This is a genomic window from Pedobacter sp. KBS0701 (assembly GCF_005938645.2).
In the GTDB taxonomy this organism is placed as follows: domain Bacteria; phylum Bacteroidota; class Bacteroidia; order Sphingobacteriales; family Sphingobacteriaceae; genus Pedobacter.
Genome location: NZ_CP042171.1, coordinates 2,560,327 through 2,585,182 on the forward strand (window position 1 = coordinate 2,560,327; position 24,856 = coordinate 2,585,182).

Annotated in this window: 15 protein-coding genes and 1 tRNA gene; 5 read left to right on the plus strand and 11 right to left on the minus strand. The window is 44.3% G+C overall.

Translation table 11 applies throughout. The features are described from left to right. Positions 1-13: 13 nt before the first annotated feature. The 8 genes from FFJ24_RS10200 to FFJ24_RS10235 form a co-directional block, all read right to left on the minus strand. Positions 14-1,069 (minus strand): fasciclin domain-containing protein, encoded by a 1,056-nt coding sequence (locus FFJ24_RS10200; RefSeq protein WP_138821403.1) that lies wholly within the window; start codon positions 1,067-1,069, stop codon positions 14-16. Between the two features lie 9 nt (positions 1,070-1,078). Further along, positions 1,079-2,293: a fasciclin domain-containing protein gene (locus FFJ24_RS10205; protein WP_138821404.1), complete on the minus strand. Its 1,215-nt coding sequence runs from the start codon at positions 2,291-2,293 to the stop codon at positions 1,079-1,081. A gap of 11 nt (positions 2,294-2,304) precedes the next feature. Then, complete coding sequence (locus FFJ24_RS10210; RefSeq protein WP_138821405.1) at positions 2,305-3,321, minus strand: fasciclin domain-containing protein; 1,017 nt, start codon at positions 3,319-3,321, stop codon at positions 2,305-2,307. Between the two features lie 5 nt (positions 3,322-3,326). Beyond that, complete coding sequence (locus tag FFJ24_RS10215) at positions 3,327-4,577, minus strand: hypothetical protein (protein ID WP_138821406.1); 1,251 nt, start codon at positions 4,575-4,577, stop codon at positions 3,327-3,329. A gap of 6 nt (positions 4,578-4,583) precedes the next feature. Beyond that, on the minus strand, positions 4,584-6,386 hold the full coding sequence (locus FFJ24_RS10220) for a hypothetical protein (protein ID WP_138821407.1): 1,803 nt from the start codon (positions 6,384-6,386) through the stop codon (positions 4,584-4,586). Positions 6,387-6,392: 6 nt separating this feature from the next. Then, a complete protein-coding gene (locus FFJ24_RS10225) occupies positions 6,393-9,821 on the minus strand; it encodes a TonB-dependent receptor domain-containing protein (RefSeq protein ID WP_138821408.1) in 3,429 nt (1,142 codons plus the stop codon). 242 nt (positions 9,822-10,063) lie between these two features. Further along, on the minus strand, positions 10,064-11,065 hold the full coding sequence (locus tag FFJ24_RS10230; RefSeq protein ID WP_138821409.1) for a FecR family protein: 1,002 nt from the start codon (positions 11,063-11,065) through the stop codon (positions 10,064-10,066). Between the two features lie 116 nt (positions 11,066-11,181). Further along, positions 11,182-11,772 (minus strand): RNA polymerase sigma-70 factor, encoded by a 591-nt coding sequence (locus FFJ24_RS10235; protein ID WP_168202444.1) that lies wholly within the window; start codon positions 11,770-11,772, stop codon positions 11,182-11,184. 702 nt (positions 11,773-12,474) lie between these two features. Here FFJ24_RS10235 and FFJ24_RS10245 point away from each other — a divergent pair. The 3 genes from FFJ24_RS10245 to uvrA all read left to right on the plus strand — a co-directional run bounded on the left by FFJ24_RS10245 (position 12,475) and on the right by uvrA (position 17,005). Then, positions 12,475-12,873 (plus strand): nuclease A inhibitor family protein, encoded by a 399-nt coding sequence (locus FFJ24_RS10245; protein WP_138821411.1) that lies wholly within the window; start codon positions 12,475-12,477, stop codon positions 12,871-12,873. Positions 12,874-12,909: 36 nt separating this feature from the next. Next, positions 12,910-14,283, plus strand: a complete 1,374-nt coding sequence (locus FFJ24_RS10250) for a DNA/RNA non-specific endonuclease (protein ID WP_138821412.1) — start codon at positions 12,910-12,912, stop codon at positions 14,281-14,283. Between the two features lie 217 nt (positions 14,284-14,500). Then, the gene (uvrA, locus tag FFJ24_RS10255; RefSeq protein ID WP_138821413.1) at positions 14,501-17,005 is read left to right on the plus strand and encodes an excinuclease ABC subunit UvrA; all 2,505 of its coding nucleotides are present in this window, start codon (positions 14,501-14,503) and stop codon (positions 17,003-17,005) included. A 252-nt stretch (positions 17,006-17,257) separates the two neighbouring features. Here uvrA and FFJ24_RS10260 read toward each other — a convergent pair. Beyond that, positions 17,258-17,331: transfer RNA gene (locus tag FFJ24_RS10260), tRNA-Pro, on the minus strand. A 595-nt stretch (positions 17,332-17,926) separates the two neighbouring features. Between FFJ24_RS10260 and FFJ24_RS10265 the strand changes: the two genes are divergently transcribed. Together FFJ24_RS10265 and FFJ24_RS26070 are read left to right on the plus strand one after the other, a co-directional pair. Beyond that, entirely contained in the window at positions 17,927-18,331 is a 405-nt protein-coding gene (locus FFJ24_RS10265) for a hypothetical protein (RefSeq protein ID WP_138821414.1), read from the plus strand. A gap of 437 nt (positions 18,332-18,768) precedes the next feature. After that, positions 18,769-18,912, plus strand: coding sequence for a hypothetical protein (locus tag FFJ24_RS26070; RefSeq protein ID WP_168202445.1), 144 nt, complete (start codon positions 18,769-18,771; stop codon positions 18,910-18,912). Positions 18,913-19,403: 491 nt separating this feature from the next. On the opposite strand, the gene FFJ24_RS10275 is transcribed toward FFJ24_RS26070, so the two are convergent. Both FFJ24_RS10275 and FFJ24_RS10280 read right to left on the minus strand, forming a co-directional pair. Further along, a complete protein-coding gene (locus FFJ24_RS10275) occupies positions 19,404-19,748 on the minus strand; it encodes a hypothetical protein (RefSeq protein ID WP_138821415.1) in 345 nt (114 codons plus the stop codon). A gap of 10 nt (positions 19,749-19,758) precedes the next feature. After that, positions 19,759-24,849: a DUF6443 domain-containing protein gene (locus tag FFJ24_RS10280; protein ID WP_138821416.1), complete on the minus strand. Its 5,091-nt coding sequence runs from the start codon at positions 24,847-24,849 to the stop codon at positions 19,759-19,761. Between the last annotated feature and the right edge of the window lie 7 nt (positions 24,850-24,856).

Genomic DNA, 24,856 nt, shown 5'->3' on the forward strand with positions numbered 1-24,856 from the left:
GGTTTTCCGAAGTTTATGGGATGAGTACCCTGTTAATAATATGAACGACGCCATTGCCACATGGTAAATTCGAGTTAATGATTGTCGGGCTGTAGTAAACCGGCACGTAAATTTGTGCAGGGATACCTTTTGCACCGGTAGCGGTAAATGTTATGGATTTAAAACCGCCCGGTACACCACCAATGCCAATTTCACCGCCATTAAGCATGGCAACAGGTTTTGCGCCATTTTCGCTCAGACGAAACAGGTCGCTGTCAAAGTAGCGGCCCTTCACCATATGGTATTTAAGTAAAGCGGCAAGCCTGGCAGGGTCTGCATGGCTAATGCTGTCCAGTGTACTTAGACCCAGGTTTTGCCCCAGCTTAGCGGATTGCTGAAGCGCCTGGTTTGAGAGTGCAAGCACCGTATACGCATCCTTAGCGCCGAGTAGTTCAGTGCTTAGCCCTGAGCGCTCCATGGCTGCGTTGAAAAGCGTAAGCGTGGTGTCGGACCGAAGATAGCCAGCAACTGTGGTGTATACTTCTGGGTTCATCATTTGCGGCACTACCTGTATCTGTCCGTTAGCTGCCGGGTTGTCCAGGCTTACGATCCTTACCCCATTAACGGTAGCTATGGTATCAGTCCCCGTCAAATATTTACTTACATAAATATTTCCTCCGTTAAGTGTTTTAAAGACTTTGTTATCTTCCAGCGGCATTTTTTTAAGTTCCAGCTTTCCATTTAAAATGCAATAACTCATCAGGTTGGTAAGCTGGCTATTGGTGTAAAACGTTGAAATACGTGGCAACTCAACTATGCCAAGAAGCGAGAAGGCATTATTATTGGGCACAAAAACAGTGTAGGGGCCTTTTTCGGCCAATTTAATGTTTAGACGTGTATTGTTCACTGCGGCATAAGCCATGCTGAAGTTAAAATTATCCTTCAGCGCAAAATTCAGGTTACTCCCATCTTCGGAAGGTGGAAGCTCGCTGCTTATATCGTCTTTCGTACAGCCGGTAATGGTTGCAAAAGCCATCATGATGATCATGAGATGCATTCGCGAAATATTTAAGATGAATTGCTTTTTCATGGTATGAGATTACTTTACAGCTGGATAAAAGAGTTTGTCAACTTTTATGAGTGTACCATTTGATAAGTTATGGTTGAGAACAGGCGGATTGCCGGGCGAATCCCGAGGAATACGCAATAGTGATTCAACCACGTCATCCGTCCATTTCACATAGGCATCATTGCCCGAAGCAGAAAAGATAAGCGGCTTTTGAAACTTTAATTCAATGCCTGTTAAAGATCCACCTGGGCCGAAATAAGTATTATATACCCCATTATTAATAGCTGGGTTAAGCAGGTCACTGTAAAATATACGGACGTTAGCCGAAAGATTGCCGCTTCTATACAAAACATGCCGTTCAAGCACACTATCGAGCTTGGAATATTCAAAATAAGCACCCGTCGCCAAGTCGTACCCCACATATCCGCTGGTAGCAAACTGTCTGATGTCATCGACTGTATTAAAACCGGCATCAAGAAATGCTTTATTGGTTGGAGCAAGGACAGTCGGCATAAATGAAGTTGCGTTTTCAAGGATATTGACATCAGTAATACTTTTATCCTCGAAACCCAGACCTGCCTGGCGAACACTATCCCCTATTATAACCGCCTCATAATAAAGGCTCAGCTCGGGATCTGATTTTATTGCGTCCAGCAAGGTGCGGCTGTCAAACTGTTTGATGGTGCCGGAAATTGGGTAGATAAAACCGTTTGATGCCTTGATAATCGTTTTGACGGCTCCTTTAGCATCACCGTTTAAGTAAACAGACCCACCCATGCGGGCGTATATTTGAGTAACCCGAATTGTTGTACCATTGTTAGCGGTTGGTACAGTATCCTGATTTAAGGTATTCAGCCCAACTCCGGTAATGGTGTTTTCAAGCGCGGGCTTGTCAACAGCCCCCATTGCTATATGCAGGGTAATCAATTTTCGCAGGTCGCTTACTGGCATGCTGCTGATCAGCTGGGCCGTTATACCCACCGCGTTAAAAGCCGAATCTGTGGGTGCAAAAATGGTATAGCCAGTATTTTCACTTAATTGTCCGGCTAAGGAAAGCCGGGTGAACGCCTGGTTAAACAGGGTCAGGTTCTTTTCGCCAGCCAGTACATCCGCCAGGCCCTTTTCTTCATACCTGATGGATACAGACTTGGGAATAAAACCATCTGTTGACTTGATGCAGCTGGATAACATGGCCAGGCTGCTGAAAAGCATTATGGTGTTAATATATATGGTTTGTAATTTCATGTTTGATATCTTTAAGGCTTTAATGTATAATCAGGCGTGATGAGCAGACTGTTTACCCCGTGCACCATGCCGTTATAGGCCAGATGATCAGGTGAGGAGAACTGTACAGCATTAGCATAATAAGACGGGTCAACCTTATCGGGCAGCAACTGAAAATTGAAGCTGTAGTAGTCAATAAATAGCAGGTAATCCGCTCCTCTTACCCCATGTGGCCCAGTACCGGTTAATGGCGCATCGTCCAGATCAGATTTGAAAAAGAATTTCCCAGGAATTACATATGGTGCAAAAAGAAATTTTTTATAGGTAAGCGTATCAAGCGTAGCCAGGGCACTTTCGTCAATACCGTTTTGCATAAACACCTCATTGCTAGGCGCCAGTACTACAAAAGGCCCCGGCTTATCCAACTGGTCAAACAAGCCAAACTGCTTTAAAGCCTGTACAAATAAACTATAGTCAGGATCATCGTTTAGTATTGATTTAACAGATGCAGCCGGCAAAGTCAATACATTTTCCAACACGTGTATTACACCGTTGGAAGCCATAACATCTGTTTTTTTTGCAGTAATGCCGTTAACGTGTAACAGCTTTGGCTTTGTCCTGTTCGGATCAGGCAGGGTTACCGAAAAGTACACCGGTTGTGCTGTTAACGTGGTAAATTTATAGTCTACCGTCTGCGGGATCTTGTTATAGGGCAAAGTACCTTTAACGATATGATAGCCGATGAGTTTTCTTAATGAGGCCGTATCTAGCTTAGCAACAGTTTCGGTGGTAATTCCTGCAAGTGCAAACGCGTCATTATCTGGCACGAGGAGCGTATAGGCATCATTACCGCTTAGGGTTTTATCCATCCCCAGGCGCTTAATTGCCTGGTAAAAAATACTGAAGCTGTAATTGTTTTCCAGCAACGTTAACAACGGCCTTTGACCAACAGCAAATTCCGGCTGGGTATCAAAATCTTTAACGCAGGAAGCCAGCAATAACAATACTGAAAACAGCAGCGGTTTGATAATATATTTTTTCAGTTTCATAATATTTAATTTTGTGGAATCTCATCAATTCCCCGTTTGATCTGCATCAGGTAAACGCGGTCGTATACCATTTCGAATATGTTGACCGTACTGTATACCCTAAAATGATTATCGTTGTTGATCACCAGGTTTAAGCTTGGCGTAGAATGCGGATTACGGAAGACGTAATTATTAAAAACAGCAGGATCAGCCCCACAGCTAAGTCCAAAACCGGTAGGTGTTGTCACAGGGAGATCTGCATCTAACAGGTTAAAACTTACGTATGGCATTGTCCCTGTTTTTTGGCCTACCTGGGTAACTACCGGGGAGTAAGTACGTAAAACACCCTGATAAGAAAAGGCGCTCTGGGGTAACATAGGCAATGACAGGTAAGATATAGACTGATCAAACCTTGAATTAAGCGTGGTACAATAGGTATTATTATAACCATCCAGCGGGGCATAATAAGACGAGGATGAAGTTGACAGTGCATCAATACAGATATTGTAAGTACTGTTGATACGTACTTTATCCGTAAAATAAAAAGCAGTACCATATTTGCTCTGTTCCGGTTTTTTGCCCGACAGGTTAACAAAGCCAGCGTACAACTTATTCTCATCAAAAGCTTGATGTATGAACTGTTCTTGACGAAGATATAGCCCATATTTGTGATTATCCAGATCACGCGATACGACTTCCAGCGTATATACTTCTCCTTTCTCCATATTAATGGTAGTGTCTATCAGGATGTTGCCTCGCTGCACAGTGCCCAGATCTTTAAAGGGGGTGTTGCTTTGTGGCCGTACCACAAACATAATACGGTGCTTGCCGGATGGGATCTGGGCCCAGGAGGAGAGATCAAAACCATTAATAACCGGAGCTGTAAGCACGTGTAAGTTGCCAGGATATTCATAATTAATGGGATAGCTAAGCGGCGGATTTGGCTGTCCGGATTCATTAAGCGTGCCATTTCCCATCGAGCTATTCCCTTCATTAACAGGATAGGAAGTACTGTACAGCTGCCTTGTGCCCAGGAAATCGCCAATGATACCTGCATTATTGGGTACGCCAGCGGCATCGACTTCCGGATCCATCAGAAAGGTTAAAAATGGCGGGGTTTGGGTATTGCTTAAGAAGTCTACACTAAAGGTCAGGTTGTTAAACACCCTGATATAAGCCGGGTCCTGCTCAAGGGGCTTTTGTTCGTATTTTTTGCACCCAAAAAGTATGCCCCCCAACAGCACTGGCAGTAAAAAAAATAATCTATGTTTTTTCATCTTGTTTTACTTGTTATGTTTAATCACGATCAGCTTTGCCTGGTTTCCGTTCCCGCCATTAGATAGCCGCCCCACCAGCGCTACGGTATAAATACCTGTTTCAGGGCTCTTAAATTGAGGGAATGTATAAAGGCTATTGTTGGCTACAAAGGCTCCATATACATCTAATGGCGCAATACTTGCCTCTAAACTACCGGGCACTTCCGCATCAGGTGCCGGTTTAGAGCGGAAAGCACGTAGTAATTTCGGCAAATAAGATTTCTCAGTGTTCCCAAACGGAACACCGCTGGAAGCTGGCGAGTAATTTGGTATCGAATAAATAACAGAAGCATTTCTTGAAGGCAAAGCGCCAGGTGCCATGTTTACGTAAGCGCTGAAATACCTGATCGAATCCTGCAGGTTTGGACCTATGGCAGGTAGCAGCAATTGGTGATCGCTGGTAAATGTTGCATAAGGCATATCGGAACATAGGTTAATAAATCTTGACTGCAATGCGTAAGGATATTGGACAAGCCTTGCTGCTCCGTTGGTGCCGTCATCCGGAATAACGGCGCCATTGGGATGGTAGGCACTTGCATATAAAGTACCCGTCATGTCATTGGGCTGAAACACCAAAACAGGTTTTCCTTCCTTGTTGTTGTATAACCAAATAGTGTAATTGTCATAAGGGTAAAGCATCAGATCATCCTCGGCAAGCAGGCTGCCATTTTCATCCCTGGCAACAACATGATGTTTGCCCTGTACATAGATCTCGTATTCGGCAGGTACAGCCTTCGATCCGGCAACTTGGCCGATGTATGGATGTTGTGCTCCTAAAGCCTTGCCATCAACAGTAAATGAGATGCTTTTACCGGGAACTGCGTTTACGGCATGCATACGGGCGAAAGTGTTGTTAACACCCGGGTTATATTCGGTAAGTACCCGGTAAGAATTGGCATAAAGTCCTGCAGGCAATATTCCCATCGGACAATCGGTGAATAAACTATGAAAGTTCTCCGATACCAAAATGGTATATACGCCCCCCGGTTTGAATGTACGTACCCTGGTATTTATGCCCTGTTGCGGGTGAAAAGAGGGATTACAGGGATCATAATAGGCTGTTGTAGGAAAATCTGCCAATTGCTTTGTTACATCAATACCAGCACCTCCCGCAATAAACAATTTGAACTGATAGGCACCGTAAGGTAATTCAACATAATCGGATGATGCACCCAACGCAATATTACTTACACGCTGATCAACTACTGTACCATCAGCGTAAGTAAGCGTGACAGAACCATTCAGGTCCAGTATATTTCCCATCAATTTGCTGCCTAAATTAACAATTCGTATTTTGAAGTTCTGAGCAGCCACAGGCTGAATGTTGTTCCGGTCCACCACCCGCAAGTGCCCGTTGCTCATGAAGTAGTAGTCCTTGGGATGTTCTACGTCATTCACTATTATAGTGTCTAAACTGCCGATGATAAAATGGGCCATGCCATTTTTATCAAGCAAACTATTCGGTAAAATGAACGGACCGCCATCTTCGCCACTTATCCATTTTCCGGATGGGAATATAGAAAGACCTATATCGGTACTGCCTTGATTCTGGCCGTTGGTCTGGCGGGCAGTAAGCGGGATATTATTGACGGTTACATCTGTCGATGTTGACAAATTGAACATGCGTATACTAGAAGCTGAAGCATATCCAACATCGGTCTGAATAGGCTTATTGTCCAACTTGTCCTTTGTACAAGCACTCAGGCAAAGCATTGTGGCAAGCAAAAAAAGAAAAGGCCTGTAAGATAATATTGATTTTTTTTGTTTCATGATGATCTAGAATAATTTATAAGTAAGCCCCAATGAAAACTCAGCTCCTTTATGATAACTACGGTAGATGTATTCGCTGCCATAATACTTGCCCTTTTCTCCGGGACCAGTATACACCTGTTTATAAGCCGGGTCAAAAAGATTTTTAGCGAAGCCTTTAACCATCCATTTGTTGCCGAGCTTCTGGCTAAAAACAAGATCCATAGTTGGTGTTGGCCGGTCGTACAAGTCGGGCGTACCATCCAGCTGCACCTGGATAAGCCTTGCACCTACCATATTAAAACTAGCCGTAATATTGGTACCACTACGGGTATTCGCATAGTCCAGATAAGTATTGATCGCATAAGGGGCCTGTTCAAATACCGGACTGCTTTCGGAGGAGCGGCGATCGTTGATACGGGCGGCATCTAAACGTTCTGCGTTCTTTTGAATGCTGCTCACATTAAATAAAAGGTTGATTCCAAAAAACAAATACTTAAGCGGGTCCCATACTTTTCCAAGGTCGCGCCGGGCTTCCATTTCAACGCCATAGACTTTGCCTTTATTTGGGTCATTCTCATAAATGATCAATGGAAATTCAGGAGCGGTAGACAAGTTTCCCTGCGATGCATATCTAAATACCCGTTGCAATGGATTCTCGATGACCTTGGTAAAAACCGAGGCAGACAAAATTTCTCCGGGTGCATCAAACCATTCCCATCTAAAATCTGCACTCTTTGTCAATTGATTGATGAGGTTTGGATTACCGCCAATCACCGCAAACTGAAAAGGGTCAAACTCAAAAATATTGGTCAGTTCCCTTAACTCAGGCCTGGCAAGTGACGTGCTGTAGGCTACCCTGAAATTCATATTCTTTATTTTTGAATACGTAATATTTACGGAATAATAAGGCCGGTAATTCCTGGAATACCTGGTATTGGGTGTAGTAGTATTATAACCTACTTTTTCTGTAGGTAACCCGGTAACCGTATTCAGGTTGAAGGGAACAAATACGTTGGCCGTATCTACCTGCGCCCTGATGTCAGTTGATTCAAAACGAACACCCCCTGCTGCCCGAAGCCCCTCCAGTAAAGTGGCATCAAGCATACCGTAAAATGCACGCGTTTCGTACGAACCGGTATAATTATTGGGCGCCTTCCTGATCTGATACAAAAATCCACCTACCATTGGCTGTCCTTCATTGTCATACTGAACTGGTGCCAGTAAACCAATATTGGCTGGAGATACCAATTGATTAAGATCTCCTTTTACATTGTTGATCAGCTGTGAATTGCCGCCTGTAAGCGTTGAACCTGGCAAACCCAATATATTTTGTGTAAAGTCGCGGTCCCTTTTAAGATAGTTCACTCCAAATTTGAAAGCCTGCTGTAACTTACCCAATTTAAAAGGTTGCGTTACATCGGCCTTGAAGTTATAATTGCGCTCCTCCAGTTTGCGGTATTGTCGGCCGTTGGGGTCGGCAACGATAATATTATTCACATCGGATCCCGCACCATGCACCAGCCCACTTACAAAGGTATAGGTATTGGTTCCTATGCCCACCCCATTAGGGTCCTGGTACTGTACGGTACTCAAATTGGCTACATTTGTAGAGCGAAAATCCGGATCATTGTGGGAGCTGTTAGAGCTGCTGAAATTGTAACTTAGCTTCGGAGACCAATCCTGTTTCAATAATTTATGTTCACCCTGGAAGTTAAAAGTGTTAAAGGTCCGGAAGGTATTTCGTAATTGATTTACCGTATTATACACCGGAAAATTCAACCCGGTATTCTGCCATGAACCGTAGAGGTTACTGCCTTCGGATTCAGCTCCACGGCTACCTATATATTGAAACTGGATCTCGTTATTTTTGTTGAATTGATAAGTTAGGCCGATTAATCCGCCATAATTTAATGTTTTATTACCCGTATTCTCCTTGTAACTAATGTATTTTCCAAGCCTTGGATAATTAGGGCTTATGGTTCCAGGAATGCGTAGAGGGTTATAAATGGCTGCAGAACCGGTTACTACCCCCTGATACAAACTGTACTGATTACGCTCTCCTTGATAAATATCCGTACTGCGCTGATAGTAGTTGCCGTTTGCAATAATACCAAGTGTATGCCCGCCAAACACTTTATAGGAATTGCCGAAAGATAGAGTGTACACCTGGTTTGGATCCGCTTTACTGTAACCTGTAGTGAGTACAGGGTCGAGACTTTGCATCACCTTGCTTACGCGCAAAGCCTCAGCCTTAAGTGCAGGACTGTTGCGACTTTGAATAAAAAGATCCTGAATTTGTACCAGGCCTCCCGGATATTGCCGGCTCAGGTTTAGGAAGTCATTGCTCAAATTATGGTTGCTGACCTTTTGTCCGAAGAAACCCGGGTCGCCATTATAAAAACTATTATACTTACCTCCTAAACCGATGTTAGAATTAAACCCGGTTTGGGCGGTAATTTCAAACACTAGTTTTTCCGGTACTGATTTCGTCTTCAATTCGATTAGCCCGGCAGAAGCATCCGCAGGCCGGTCAGGACTTGACGTCTTATAAATGTTGATGTTATCCAGTAATGCTGCTGGTACGAGGTCTAAGGGTACAGTGCTTCGATCAGGATTGGCGGACGACAGGCGGGCACCGTTCAGCTCCGCAATAACACTTCGGTCACCTAATCCACGAATGGCCACATACTTGTCGTCTGTTATAGTAACACCTGTTACGCGCTGTAAAGCCTGGGTAGTGGTAATACTTGCCGTTTTTTCAATATTCTGTGCAGATATACCATCTGTTACTGATGCGGAATTTTTACGGTCATTAAGCAATACGACCTCATTACCCACCCGGCGCCGGGCTTCAATTTTAACCTCGCCAAGCGCCGTAGAAGATGGTTGTAACTGAATGTTCAAAGGCGTAACCACCGACGATTTGACGATAACCCCGCTTATCGTTTTCGGGTCATAACCGATATATCTTGCATCTACTGCGTAGGTACCAGGGTTGATACTGATCTTATAATGTCCCTTAATATCCGTGAAATAAGAACGACCGGAAATAATTACAATGGCGCTAATAAGCGTTTCATTAGTTTTGGCGTCATAAATGGTGCCCTCTATGACGCCAGGATCCGGGGGGATGACTTTTCGATCAATGGTGACAAAACCATTTACTACCCGGTACTGTAAGCCAGTATGCTTTATAATATCTTCAATTGCATCCCTAACGGTAATCCCGTTTACCTCGATACTTATCTTTTTCTCAACCGATCTTATGAGTTGATCATTAAATAAAAAATTTGTGTTACTTAGCCGCTGCACTTTAAGCAAACTTTCTTTTACACTGGCATTGGTGAGTTGAAGATCTATTTTTTGATCAAGGGTCTGACTTTTAGCCGAACTTGCATATAGCAAACTTAGAAAAGTGGCCTGAACAATCAGGACGATAATTGAACATCTCATAAAAAACAGGATACATTTAGCAGGTTGCGATCCTTTTTTAATATTTTTACACCAGTTATGGTTTATTTTCATTTGAACATAAGCTATTACCTCCCTGAAGCAGAAGTGCCAAAGGGATAATTCATGAATAAGCCGAAACGGGGTTCCAATCCAACGGCTTTACTTTAAGAGTTGCCATCCTGCTGAACACAGGATGGTTTTTTGTATAAGTCGTTTACATAAATATCCTTTCCATTTGTTGATTAATTAATAATGATTTGCCGGCCACGGACCTTGTAGGTAAAGTGTTCCATGATACTTAGGGCCTGGATTACAGCTGTAATTGGTGTTTTCTCTACGGTAAGCCTTGTGGTTACTGACAATTGCTTTCTGGAACGGTTAGTGAAAATGAACTTAACATCGTACCATCGTTCTAAGACTGCGGTTAATTCACTTAGCGAAACTCCGTCGAATACTAAATGACCATCTTTCCAGCCTGAAATATCACTAGTTGGTACCGTACTTGTTGAGAGTTTTTTATTGTCCCAAACACATTGCTGCCCTGGTACCAAGCGTGCTAAAACCTGAATTTTCCTATCTTTTAACCGTTCGACACTCACCTCACCACTTGCCAGCGCAACCTTGACAGGGTGGTTCTTAAATGCAAAAATTTGAAATGATGTGCCAATGTCCCTCGTCTGCAAATCGCCGGTACGGACTATAAAGGCCTGTTGAGGTTTATGTTTAACGTCGAAAAAAGCCTCACCTTCCAGGCTGATATTTCTTTGCTCATCAGCGAATTTTTCAGGGAAGCTGATCTTACTCCCGGCCCCCAGATAAACAATAGAACTGTCCGGTAGTGTTATAATAGACCTCTTACCATGGGGGTTGGAGATGTGACGAATAGCAACACGCATGTTTTCGGTAGATTCACTGATATTTTTGTGAATAAAAAATGCCAGTCCGACGATAACAGCCACACTGACACCCGCATAGCGAAGTAAATTTGAATGGTACCATTTAATTACTTTGGTGCCCGCGATTTGCTCAACCCTTTGATGAAGTTCCTGATTCCATCGAAACAGCTGCAGATCACTAATTTCCTCGGTTTCGCGAGGGGCATCCCACCCTGCCAGCAATACTTCGTCGAATAAGCGTTGTCCGGCAGCGGTATTCAATGCCTTTATGACAACCGTTCTTTCGTCTTCAGTGCATTCCTTTGCTAAAAATTTTTTAATTAAACTCTTGCTTATTTGTTGTTGCATGATACGTCTCTCATTGAAGTAAACAACAAAAACAAATACCAGTACTAATGCAAAGTAAAATAAATTTAATGCATTGAATAGCTCAGAAATAAGTAAGGAGAAAACGTTTAAGGTTATTATTTAAACGATGTCAGAAACGATATCACCAGAAGCAGGGTGGCAAATTCATTTAAATGTTCACGAAAATACTGTATTGATGCACTAATATGGTTTCTTACTGTATGTACTGACAGATTTAGCTGGCGGGCAATTTCAGCATAAGACATGTCTTGTTCCCTACTCATCCTGAAAACCTCCCTTCGTTGCGGGCTGAGTTTGCTTAACTTTTCCTGATATACCTGCTGAAGCTCCTTGTGTGCGAGAGAATGGTCAGTTGAAAACAAAAAAGGCTGAGTAGCTTCTTCAAGTTGATCAATTGATTCGGTAACAATAATTTTTCTTTTCCAATGGTTATATAGCGCATTTCTGACCGATTGGTAGAGGTAAGCGTTGAGATCAGTTTGTATCATGATCTCACCTTTTCTTTGCCAGAATCTTATCATAACGTCCATCGCTAGTTCTTTTGCCATTTCATCATCTCCAAGAGACGATTTGGCAAACGCGTAGATTTTTCTAAAATATCTAAAGAAGAGTGCGTCATAGGCTTTAGTATCGCTTTCTCGGAATTTTTCTAGAAGGATATCATCTGGTAAATCTTTATAAGCCATTAGCATTTACTTTTTACACCACACAAAAGTAAATTGTGAACAATACCTATATGTTAACAGCAGATTATCCATTCATTAACTAATCGACTGCAAGGTTAATTGGATCAACTTTTAGCTTCCCCCATTTTTTGATTCATTCCAATTATTAAAGTTTGTTTAGAATCATGTTACCTTTTACAGTAATTTTTGTGAATTTTTTCTGATTAGCGGTATTTTTAAAATATATTGGTATTGAATTTAGTTTGGCGGCTAGTGAAATACTAAACCTGCTTGACGGCTTCAAGCTGAGCCGCTGTGAAAGACGATCAGTATCGTGATGATCTCACTATCAGCAAGCGACACTTTTCTGTTTCGTATCTTGCAATTACCTGCATCAAGCTGGTATTTACTTATTTGGACTCCTATTCTCTACAGTAGTCATCCACCTTAACGAAAATTTCAATAATTTTTCAGGAGCAAGCATATAATGTTGTTCTTTAAATTAGACACTTAAATACAAATTTTACGATTAATTATTGATATTCAGACAATTACATACTTTACAGATCTCAATCAGCCTTATCACGAACTCACGTTAAATAGATTCATTTTTAGTTAAATAGGTATAAAAATTAACACTATGATAATCCGTTATTAGCATATTTTGCATGCATATTTAATAATTTAGGAGCAGTAAATAGTAAACATACCTATTCCATCTGCATGTATAACAATATCCTGGATACAATTACCGAACTTCTTTCGGGGGTATTGTATTTTACTGAATCAGAAAATCCATTTAAATTAGTCAATTGGGGAAAGATTTCGCCTGATGGCATATTGAATAAAATTGCCGTTCAATATCAGGCTGAGCTTTCTAATTTAAAACAACTGGATGCTGATGCATTTTTCCATCACATTGTTTCCAAAGCAGATCCATCAGATGCGCCAATGGTAGAAAATGCCCGAAAAATTAAGGCCATCCAGCTGTTTTTAAATCAAAACCTGTCTCATTTGCAGGTCATTCGCATAGAAGGTGCAAGCAGGATCCCTGTCCTGATTATCGGCCATCTATCCGATGGCAGCTGCCTGGCTATAGAAACCTTCGCTATAGAAACTTAGAACTAAAATCTAATTACATAACAAACTAATTTAAGCATGAAAGCATTAAAAAAATTAAGCTTACTGGCCATATTGTCCCTGGGCCTTGCTGCCTGTAAAAAAGAAAATCAAACCGAACCGGGAGCAAGTGTCTTTGAGCAAAAACTAAACACCAAAGCTGTTGTAGCAAACGCACAAGCTGTCGTTTCAGGTTTTCCGGAGTCTTTCGAATCAGGTACTAAAAGCAGTTACACTACTGCATCCGTAACCTTAAGCAGCGGAAGCTGGACCATGAACGACGCTTTAATTGGAAATCTGGCTGCTGATGCCAAAAACGGGAATCAGTCGGTAAGGATCCGCAATACCGGGATACTGGGCATGAACTTCGACGTAAGCGGCGCTGATGTTGTTACCATTGCACACGCCAAATATGGTACTGACGGCAATAGTACCTGGCAATTGTGGTATTCAACGAACGGAGGGTCGAGCTGGCAGCAAACCGGAAGCACCATCACCAGTAGTGCAGCCAGCTTATCAACTGTCACTTTTAATACGGCAATTTCCGGAAATGTGCGTTTTCAGGTTCGCAAAATCAGTGGCGGTACTAACCGCATCAATATCGATGATTTCAGCATTTCAACAGGTGGCGGAACTACAATACCTCCGACTACCACTCCGGGAGATAACAATAACCTTTTAATGGGTAACCCAAGTAATGCAGTTGCAAACATTTCTTATCCTGAAAATTATTTAATGGAGCGTACCTATTATACAAGTTCATATAGCAAAAGCAGGGCTACACCTAACTGGGTAAGCTGGCATGTCTCGTCTTCAGATCTGGGTTCAACCTCTCGCCAGGATGATTTCCGGGCTGATAATACTTTGCCTTCCGGCTGGTATCAGGTATCTAGCAGCAGTTACTCCGGCTCTGGTTTCGATCGTGGCCACAATTGTCCCTCTGCTGATAGAACAGCATCAGTAGCCGCCAACTCTTCTACTTTTTTAATGAGCAACATGATGCCACAGGCACCAAATAATAACCAGGGTCCATGGGCTGACCTTGAAAATTATGCCCGTTCACTGGTTACATCAGGAAATGAAGTTTACATCATCTGCGGTTCTTATGGTTCTGGCGGCACGGGTAGTAACGGAGGGATTACCTATACCATTGATAACGGTCGGGTTAATGTTCCATCCAATACCTGGAAAATAATTGTGGTATTGGCAAACGGTAATGACGATTTAAACCGGATTACTTCATCTACCCGCGTTATTTCGGTAAACATGCCTAATACGAACGGCTTAAATACCAACTGGAAAACATACCGCACAAGTGTTAATGCTATAGAATCAGCAACTGGTTATAATCTTCTATCTAACATTCCTGCTGCAATACAAAACGCATTGGAATCGCAAACCGATAATTTATAAAATACTTCTTTCATTTAAAGATAGTCAACGGCAACTCCGTGAACGGGTTGCCGTTTTTGTTTTGAATCCGAAAGGCTGACCCGTCCTGAACTTACTTGTCGTTTTTGAGTTATAATACTAGAATTAGTTTACATCTTCCGAGACCGCATGGTGATTTCAGATTTTCCCAAACCTACTTCGCTAATTTCTGTTGCTAATTATATATAAAACATAAAAGATGGCGAAAGAGAACAAGACCGATGTAATCCGGGTAAAAGGTGCGAGGGAACATAATTTAAAAGATATTTCCCTTGAGATTCCCCGGGATAAACTGGTTGTATTTACGGGTGTCTCAGGATCAGGGAAATCATCCCTTGCGTTCGGTACACTCTATGCAGAAGCGCAGCGGCGCTATCTCGAATCCGTTTCGCCTTATGCGCGCAGGCTTTTTAACCAGATGAATGTTCCCGAAGTAGACTCAATCGAGGGACTACCTCCCGCAGTTGCCCTACAACAGCAGCGTTCCGGGACTTCCACCAGATCTTCGGTTGGCAGCGTAACTACTTTATCGAACTTACTTAGAATGCTTTTCTCTCGCGCCGGAGACTATCCACCCGGTCAATCCATCATCTATGCCGAGGGCTTTTCTTATAACACACCTGAAGGTGCCTGCCAGGAATGTCACGGTATGGGCAGTGTCTTCGAGGTCAATGAAGAAACGATGGTACCGGACGATACGCTCAGCATCAGAGCAGGCGCAATTGCATCCTGGCCACGGGCATGGCAGGGTCAAAACCAGCGGGACATCTTAGTATCGCTGGGTTACGATGTCGATACTGCCTGGAAAAAATTACCAAAAAAGCAAAGGGATTGGATACTGTTTACTGAAGAAACCCCTACAGCTCCCGTTTATCCCGGCCTTTCACCGGAGGACACCCGATTAGCAATTGCAAAAAAGCGGCAGCCGGATTATATGGGCACCTTCATTGGTGCCCGGGCTTACGTATTGAAAACCTTCTCATCAAGCCAATCTGAACTGATGAAAAAAAGGGTTTCAAAATATATGATTAGCAAGATATGCCCGGTTTGTGCCGGCAAGCGGCTGAAAAAAGAAGCACTGTCTGTGAAATTCAAAGGCAGAGATATCGCAGAAACTTCCGGAATGACACTAGCTGAACTATCAAAGCTTTTTAGTGAACCTGCAAAGAATGAAAAGTTTGTAAAACCCCAGGAAAAACAACTGGTTATACAAAGAATATCTACAGATATACGCTCAAGAATCGGTGTTATGCTGGAGCTTGGTTTAGGCTATCTTACCCTTGACAGAAGTACCCCCACCCTTTCTCCCGGAGAACTACAAAGATTGCGTCTGTCAACTCAGGTACACTCCAATCTGTTCGGTGTGGTTTATGTTCTTGATGAGCCCTCGGCAGGTTTACACCCTGCAGATACCGAAGCTTTATTGCGTATCCTGGAGAAATTAAAAAGCGAAGGAAACAGCATTTTTGTCGTAGAACATGAAATAGAGGTAATCAAGCGCGCAGACTGGATTATTGATGTCGGACCGGGTGCAGGTGAGCAGGGCGGGCAGATCATCTACAGCGGAACAGTTGCAGGTTTGAAAAAAAATACGGCATCCCTTACCGGAAGATTTCTTTCAGGCACTTCCAGTAGCCCTGAACACAAGCCAAGAACATCCACCGGACAGCTTCAGGTTCGCGGAGCAACAAAGCACAACTTAAGGAATGTGGACGTCGACTTTCCTCTTGGCGTAATGACCTGTGTGACGGGAATTTCGGGTTCAGGAAAAAGCAGTTTGGTTAGCCAGGTACTTGTGGAGTTATTGTCAAAGCAACTGGGAATGAAAACCGAACTCCCGAGTGAACCCACAGGGGAAGGTCCTGTAGTCGACAGCTCACAGCCGGCTAGCGGAAAAATTATCGGCGGAGCCGGGCAAATAACCAGAATGGTTGTTGTCGATCAGCGCCCTATCGGCAGAACCCCCCGATCAAATCTTGCTACCTATACCGGGCTTTTCGACCACATACGCAAACGCTTTGCCAACACACTATCGGCCAAAAAAAGGCGGTATGACGCCGGGCGCTTTTCCTTCAACCTGGTTAAGGGCCGCTGTCCGAATTGCCAGGGTGAAGGCTTTGTGATGGTCGAACTGCTGTTTCTGCCGAGTGTATATACCCCCTGCCCGGCCTGCGGAGGTACCCGGTACAACCCCGAAACTTTAGAAGTTACCTATAAAGATAAAAATATTGCGCAGGTTTTGGAAATGACGGTTGAGGAAGCCTGCAACTTTTTCGACGAAGACCTCCAGATTTACCAGGCCCTGGATGTAGTACGGGAGGTTGGCCTTGGTTACCTCAGGCTGGGACAGTCCGCAACTGAACTATCTGGCGGGGAGGCGCAGCGCATTAAATTAGCAACAGAACTGCAAAAAAGTAATAAAGGCTCTTCCCTATACATCCTTGATGAACCCACAACCGGCCTCCATCCGTCAGATGTTGAGCGGCTGCTCCTGCAGCTAAACAGGCTCGTAGATAGCGGAAACACGGTAATTGTTGTGGAACATGATATGCAGTTAATTGCACAAAGCGATTGGGTAATTGATATCGGACCAGGGGCCGGACATTTTGGCGGAAAGGTGGTGTTTTCGGGACTTCCCGAAGCACTATGCAAAAACTCAGATAGTAAAACCGCTCCGTATCTGAAAGCCTATAAAAACCAGTAATCAGCTATATCAGCATACCTGCTTCAGAAAGAACCAGTGAATGTCCAATTCTGTTAAAACTGATCATCGATATGGATTGATGTAAAATAGGAAAAACTCCTCTTAACAAACAACCTGTAAATCGTAAGCTTGAGCATGCCGAAAAAATCTTCCGCTTTCAAAAAAACCGCAAAAAAAACCTGAGTTGGTTTGAAAAATTTGGGCTATACAATCTTGGTGCGCCCAGGACGATTGCAGCTTAAAAAAATTTAGTCGGGATGGCAGGATTTGAACCTACGACCTCCAGCACCCCATGCTGGCGCGATATCTGGCTACGCTACATCCCGATCAGATCAATTCTGGCGAGCAAATATAAGATTCCGTTCGAAACGGCACAATGTGTAGGCTTTTATATAATTCAACAAAAAAGCGCATCAATCCTGATAGCGCTAGTTTAGATAAAAAGTGCAGACCAATAGGTTTGCAGCACAAAAATAGGAAATAGCTTCGAAATAGAGGATGCTTAAACCATAAAAAGCAATTATTAATTAACATCCGGATCTTGTAGGTGTACTACCCTGTCAGGGACAGACTCGGCATCCTTTTGGAACAAAAGATAGAGCAGCTGGCCCGGCCAGCTGGGGACAGCCAAAACCATCCAAGCCGTTTCTTAATATCAACCAACAGCCCATTTTACCGACACAAACAAACCTTCATCAGCTACCATAAAATTATAGAACTGAATATGAAACTGATTATCGAGATAAGAACTTTGCCCCATAGATGACCGGATGATAACCAATAGTGAAATTCAGGAAAAAACACAGATACTGTATTGCCCATAAAAAAGCATGGCAGCCTTGCCATTCTGACCATTAGCTGCAAAATATGAAAACTACTTGTTTTTATTCCAGGGTTTTATAAGTTTAAGAAACGAACTTTATGAACCAGGACCCAATCGTATTATACATCGATGCCAACAGTAATCACAGCTTTCTGAGCTATACTCAAGATCCGGATAAGATTTCTAGAAACATCAATCATTTTGGAGAAGAATATTCCCAGGATATAGAAATACGAAAATCTATATACACGGATGATGTCGTAAGTATAAACATTGTTGGAAAATATATCTGCATATTACATACCAATGCAGAATTCCAAAGGATGCTGCTTTTTGATTCTATGGCTATTGCGGATGTGGATATAGTGGAGACTTTTTTGGTAAAACTATTCAACAGCGCGTTATCTGACGATTTCTTATACAAACTTGAATATCTAAAGACTCATTCTTCCCGGTCTTTTTATCCGGTTTTGTTAAGCAGTGCTATTCCTTCACCTGAATAAAACTTCATCTCAATTTCGTATCTCCCGTTTCACGCTTTTACCTGTGAACTACAAAAAATCTCGCCCAGGAAAAACCTCTTTCGCATAAACCTGCTTTTAACCACATTTTTCTACCCCTGGTTTGCTTTAATATAGAGGTCTGTTTAGTGCCATTGATTAGGTACAGCTTCGCGCAAAGCTGATCTCTATTTCGGATCTAAGGGGGATCACCAAGGTTGTTATCCAGACAGATATTTATAATTCCACAGAAAAAGCATATACGGGGAATGTTGTATTCTTGTACCGTTTCAGTTAATACCGATCTGATATTTTATTGGGGACGATGGAGCGAAGCCCACTTTAAAGATCCCTCCTGATAACATAACCAATCCAGAATATAACAGAGATGAAGATGTTAAAGTAATTTGTTTAACCACGATCATTTCCACTATTGAAAAATGAAAAATATCGGCTTGATCAAACAGACCTTAAAGCCTATTGACGAAATAGAAGAACTCGAACCCTCCATTAAGGACAAACTCCTTTTCCTGGCAAACGCAATCATACGCGATGCCAAAACCGGTAAAGCCTATGCAGGATAACAACAGACATCTGGAAATGCTCTAGGCGCTGGCCGCCGGCACCGACCCCATAACCGGAGAGGTATTCCCTGCCAATAGCCCATACAACCAGCCCGAAATCATCCGAGCACTTTTCTTCGCCATTAACCAACTCGAAGCCCTCGCCCAAAAAGGGAACCAAGGCTTATCCTGGAGTGAAGAAGAGGATAACCTACTCACACAACGCTTTAACGAAGGCATAAAGATTACACAACTCGCCAAGCTACACTCCCGTACTTATGGAGCCATTAAAGCAAGGCTAATCAAACTCCAACTCCTACTCCTACAGAAATAACAAAGCCTGGCAATTTTTAAACTGCCGGGCTTTAGTATATTTTTCTCCTCTTGCTAATATTACGGACAAAGTCCTTGAGTTTAAATAAAAGGTTTAAGAGTCCACTGAAAAAGTAAACTCTTAAACAAGAGGGGCAATAGTTTTTTTCTATCGATCATTTAATCCAAGACTGTCAGAGCTAAATATATTTCATATCAGGCTTTTGGATAACTTCATCTAGTAATCTCAATGTGTTTTTAGATAATTCTCTCAACTCATTCCATTCAGTACTAGAAAAATCATCTAGATCTAGATTCCTTAGAGACCATTGCATCTTATTATATATCCTTAGAATCGAAGCTATTGATTTAAAAGAGAATATTTCTTCCTCAATGAGACTCGGGATCAATAGGAATACAGTCTCAAAACTTGATATCACTTCATCAGGAACATCAGCAAAATCTGGAAAACACCTTACCTGATCTTCATATGAGGATGATAAAAGCCTCAGGGTTTCTATCGTTTTAACATAATTTTCTGCCATTTTCATTTATTTAAGGTTGTTGCGGAACTCTAACAGTTCCACCAGGTCCTGTGGAAACTTTCCAGTATGGCTGTCCTCCAAAATGCCTTGGAGTACCAGGGTGGTATTGTATCATCCTACCAGTAGGATCAGTTCCTGCTGGATTCATCTCCCGTAGAACCCATCCATCAGCACGCGTACTTCTTCTCATTACATCATTCACCCATCCCTCTGTTTTTCCTAACGCGTTTTGAACCTGACTGAGTGGTTTTCCCTGCAACAAATTTGGGTTGTTAAGCACATCATCAATACTAAGTTTCGTGGCCGTAGAAACTGATACTGATGCTCCAACCTGATATGCACCAGCCATCCAATCTCCTCTGATTTCAGTTCGCGCATCTGCAATCATTTGATTATTGTATGCGCCTAACCCATCTCTATCTAAAACATCCAAAGCATTTGCCTGACGACTATACGCCCCTCCAGAAAAGACATCATATAGAAATTTAGCGAATCCCCCTGTATTGTCTTTGGCTACTATACTCGTCAATCCACTAGTGGATGATGTAACTTCCTTACCTGTCCCTCTGTTAGTAGCTGTTCCATCCGCATTTAAGTTAACAACACCACCATCACTTGATGTTACAGTACCTGCTTCTCCAACATGCCTGTATCCATCCTGTTCCCCATTACCATCAAACCACTTAACAGTTCCCGTTACATTTGATTGATACCAATCATATGGCATCATCCCATCCGGATCCACAAATCTTATCGGATTGTTAAACCCGTAGTTATAAGGTGAATGCCTGCGCATCTTCTCTGCCAGCGGGTCTGGCACATTCCACCTTCCAATGATTGGGTCATAGAACCTGGCGCCATAATCATACATCTTTTCCTGGTCCTGTTTCTCCTTGCCATTGTACTGGAACTTGTTCTCGACACCTAGTAGGTTCCGCTGGATGTCCAGTCCAAAAGCATAATAATCCGTCTCCTGGATCTTTCTTGCCACACCTCCACTGATATCAAAGTACACCCTTCCGTTACCCAAATGATCTGCCAGCGTATGTTCGTAACTGTAATTCGTCGCATTGATCCGCCTCACCCTGCCCGTCTCGGTCGTCACATACTTCAGCTCACCATCCTCATATTGGATACCGCTAATATACTCATTATTTCCATTGGCATTTCCGGTAACCAGTTTTTTTAATTTAGTTCCGTTTGCATCATAGATATAGGTGATCACTGCACCGTTTGCATTGATATTGGTTGGCAGGTTCAGGTGGTTGTAGTCCATATTGGATAGGTTGTTGGCCGCATTGGTGGCATTTGTACGGGAGTTCATATTGCCATTGGCATCGTATCCATAACTGGTAGTTCCCGTAAGCTGAAACGAACCTGAGGTATTGGCATTCGCATCTGCAACACTGTTCAGCCTATTGCCCGTATAACTGTAAGTCAGCTGGTCCACAGTAGCCGCGAGTGATTTTCGCTGGAGACTGGTGATGTTCCCCATCTCGCTGTAGGTAATGCTTTCATCATTACCATCATGGCTCTGTGCGCTGAGTAGCCTGTTCATCCGGTCGTAAGTATAAGTATACTGCTTGTTGACCACTGTATTAGTGCCCCATTTCTGCTGGCTGATGTTCCCGTTGTACTGTGGCACCAGCCCGGTAGAATCCAGCTCATACTTCAGCTCCTGGGTAAACAGTGGTGCCGCCTGCACGCTTAGCCATCCACGCGGATTGTACCGGTACTTTACCGTCTGGGCAAAACTTGCCCCCTCATCCGTACTGTGCAGGCCTTTGGCCAGCTGCTGCCCGATTTCATTATAACTATCCTTCGAAAGGTAGACCAAAGGGTTAGTCGTGGCATCATTGTCGCCGGTACGCTGTTTGGCAGAAATCTTCCTCCCGGTGTGGTCATAGCCATACTCATTGTACACATAAAGCTTTTGTGTCCCTGCAACATAGTGCTTCCTCGTACTGCTGACGATTTCCCCCGCAAAGTTATATTCAAAGGTATTCTGGTCATAACTGCTGGCCGATACCACACCGCCCTTGTAATGCTGCTGCCAGCTTCTTGCTATCCGTCCATCCTCATCATAATAGTTCACCGTCCATAAATAGGTGTCGGTAGTGCCCAATACCAGCGTCTTGGCTGCGGTGAGCAGCCCTCTTGTTTTATTGCTGTAACTGCTGCTCTGGTTGTCAGGAAGGCCCGGAATGTTATAATTGTCATAATAATTAACCACATAAGGCCTTAGGTTGGGAACGTACGATGGACAGCTCAGATTATTATAGCCATGGTAATTTGTCGCGGTATTGTCGCGGGTTTCCCAGTATGGAACAAGGGTATTCACGGTACCCTGCACTTCGGCACGGCTTCCATGATGGCCAATCTCTATACCCGTCATCACTGTTCGTCCCATGGCATCATACTTCACAAAGCTCCTGATCGCCCCGGCCCGCTGCACGGCATCCTGGGTAAAAACAACCTGATCAAGCGGATTGTAGATCATTTCCTCCCAGCTCTTACCCGGGAGCTTTTTCTCGATCAGACGATTCCGGCTGTCGTACCGGTACTGGTAACAGAAATTGTCCAGCGCCGTGGCATCAGGAATACCACCATCGGGATTGGCACCCGGAGGCAGCACAAAGCAGAGGTCACCCAGGTCATCATAAACATAATAGGTCGAAAGGGTTTGCAGGGTGCCGCCTGGCATTTTATTGAAACTGCGCTTCAGTACCACATGCCCTTCCTTATCCTTATATTCATAGCTGCAACCGGCCCTGCCATCGCTTTCCGACCAGTTTTCATCTTTAGTGATCGTCAGGAATAAGGTATTGTAAGACAACGTCCCGTTTTCGGTCAGGCTGCGCAGGTGCTGCTGTCCGGCAGTCGTATTGATGATGGCCTCATAGCGCCTGATATCCCCGTCCTGCTGCCCCTGGTAAAAGTGTCCGGTGTATTCGATCTTCACGGTATGCCCCTGCCCGGGTTGCCACACCTCTCCGGGAGCCCCCTGTTCAATAACTCTTGACAGTGGTGAGGATTCATAATTGGATATCGAAACGGGAAAGCCTGTAGCCACATGGTCTCCCGCAGATGGCGCGTAGAAGTTCTTCTGCGCACTGTTGTCATAACCCGAACTGCCTTTTAAAGCATCACTCCGGTAAGCGCCAGGTGTCCCTGCACTGCTGGTATAAGGCAGGTATTTGATCGCCTCACGCCCAAACTCATCATAGGCTATCGGCTGCACCACATCTTTTCCGGTAGGACTGGCACCAACGTTTATGTTCTGCATCAGCCTGCCCAGTCCATCGAAATACTGTACCTGACGGTTTACGTTGGCAATGCTGGATCCGGGAAGACTGGCCTCATCATCAAGGGCAGTACGCGGGATATAAGTATACACAGCATTGTAATTGGAATTCGAGCTATTGGAAGTTCCCGCTACCGCCAGTGTAAAAGTGAAACTGCTGCTACCGCTGCCATTGGCGGCGGTAACGGTATAGCTGGTGACAGGCGATAAAGTGGCAGGCGTTCCGGTGATCTCGCCGGTGATGCTGTTCAAAGCCAGGCCTGCCGGTAGTGCAGGAGTAATCGTATAACTTCCCCATTGCAGCCAGCGTACCGCATAGCTACCGGTCTGGGCCACGTACAGCGAATTGCCGCGGGCGCTGAGCCCATAAGGGGAACTGAAACGGATGGCACTTCCCAGGCCATTAACCGTTCCTGCACTTGCATTGCCCGCAAAAGTGCTCACTACGCCCTGAAGGCTGACCTTCCTGATCATATTGTTCTGCAGGTCGGCCACGTACAGGTTGCCATCCCCTGCCAGCGCAACACCGTTTACCTGGTTAAAGCTCGCTGAATTGCCATTCCCGTCGGCATAACCTGAACTTCCGTTGCCTGCCAGCGTACTTACCGTACCATTGGTAGCAATCTTCCTTACCGCATGGTTCAGCCGGTCGGCCACATACAGGTTTCCCTGCGCATCAGCACAAAGCCCCATAGGATTGCGGAAACTGGCCGACGAAGCTGAACCGTCTGTCAGTCCGGCTGCCCCGTTTCCGGCATAGGTACTCACATTTCCTGTGGAAAGTTCGATCTTGCGGATGCGGTGGTTGGAATAATCGGCCACATACAGGTTCCCCTGCCCATCCAGGGCCAGCCCGATGGGGCTGCTAAAGCTGGCAGCGTTACCATTCCCGTTGGCATAGCCAGCGCTACCACTGCCGGCCAGGGTACTCACCACACCGCCCGGGGTAATTTTACGAATGCGGTGGTTTTGCTGATCGGAAACATACACATTGCCTGTAGCATCTACGGTTAGTGCCGAAGGGTGTTTGAAAGATGCCGCGGTCCCCGTACCATCTGCCGACCCCTCACTGCCACTACCGGCCAGGGTACTCACCCCACCTGCAGCAGTGATCTTCAGGATCCGCTGGTTCCCCGCATCGGCCACATATACATTGCCCTGGCTATCGGTAGCAGTACCTAAAGGGTTATTTAAAGTATTGCTGCCAGACATAGTAGAGGCTTGTACCTCTGCAGGGACCGCGCCACCATTATTGGTCGGAACTATGCTAACTGCCGTACCTACTGCCGCTGTAATGCTGGCAGATGGATAACTGATATTCGGAGAGGTCCCTCCCGTTGCCATTACGTTCATCGACAGTACAATGGTCCCCGTGTTGCTCCCATAACCTTCCACTGCCAGGTAATAGGTACCACTGCTGGTAAAGGAATAAGCCAGGTGAGACCGTGTACCACAATCTTCCGAATCATCCTGGTAGGTAATCTCACTGGCTGAAGCGTTCAAAATGTGGATATAGGTATCAAAATTACTCTGGCACAGGGAAAAATCAATCGTTACCGGGGCACTGACCACGAAACGGTAATACACTTCAGGACTGGGCTGCCCTATGCTGTTGATATAGGTGGTATTGCCCGAAGAGCTGCTGTTGCGTGTATCGTTAAAGCTGCCGCCACCAGGGCCAAAATTGCCTGCGTTGATGGGCGAAGAGGGCGTAGCCCCTGTTTGTGCCTGTCCCGAAGCGGATAGCAGGCACAAGAGTAAGGTAATGCAGAATATGCCGTTTAAGAGTCGTTTCATATGCCGA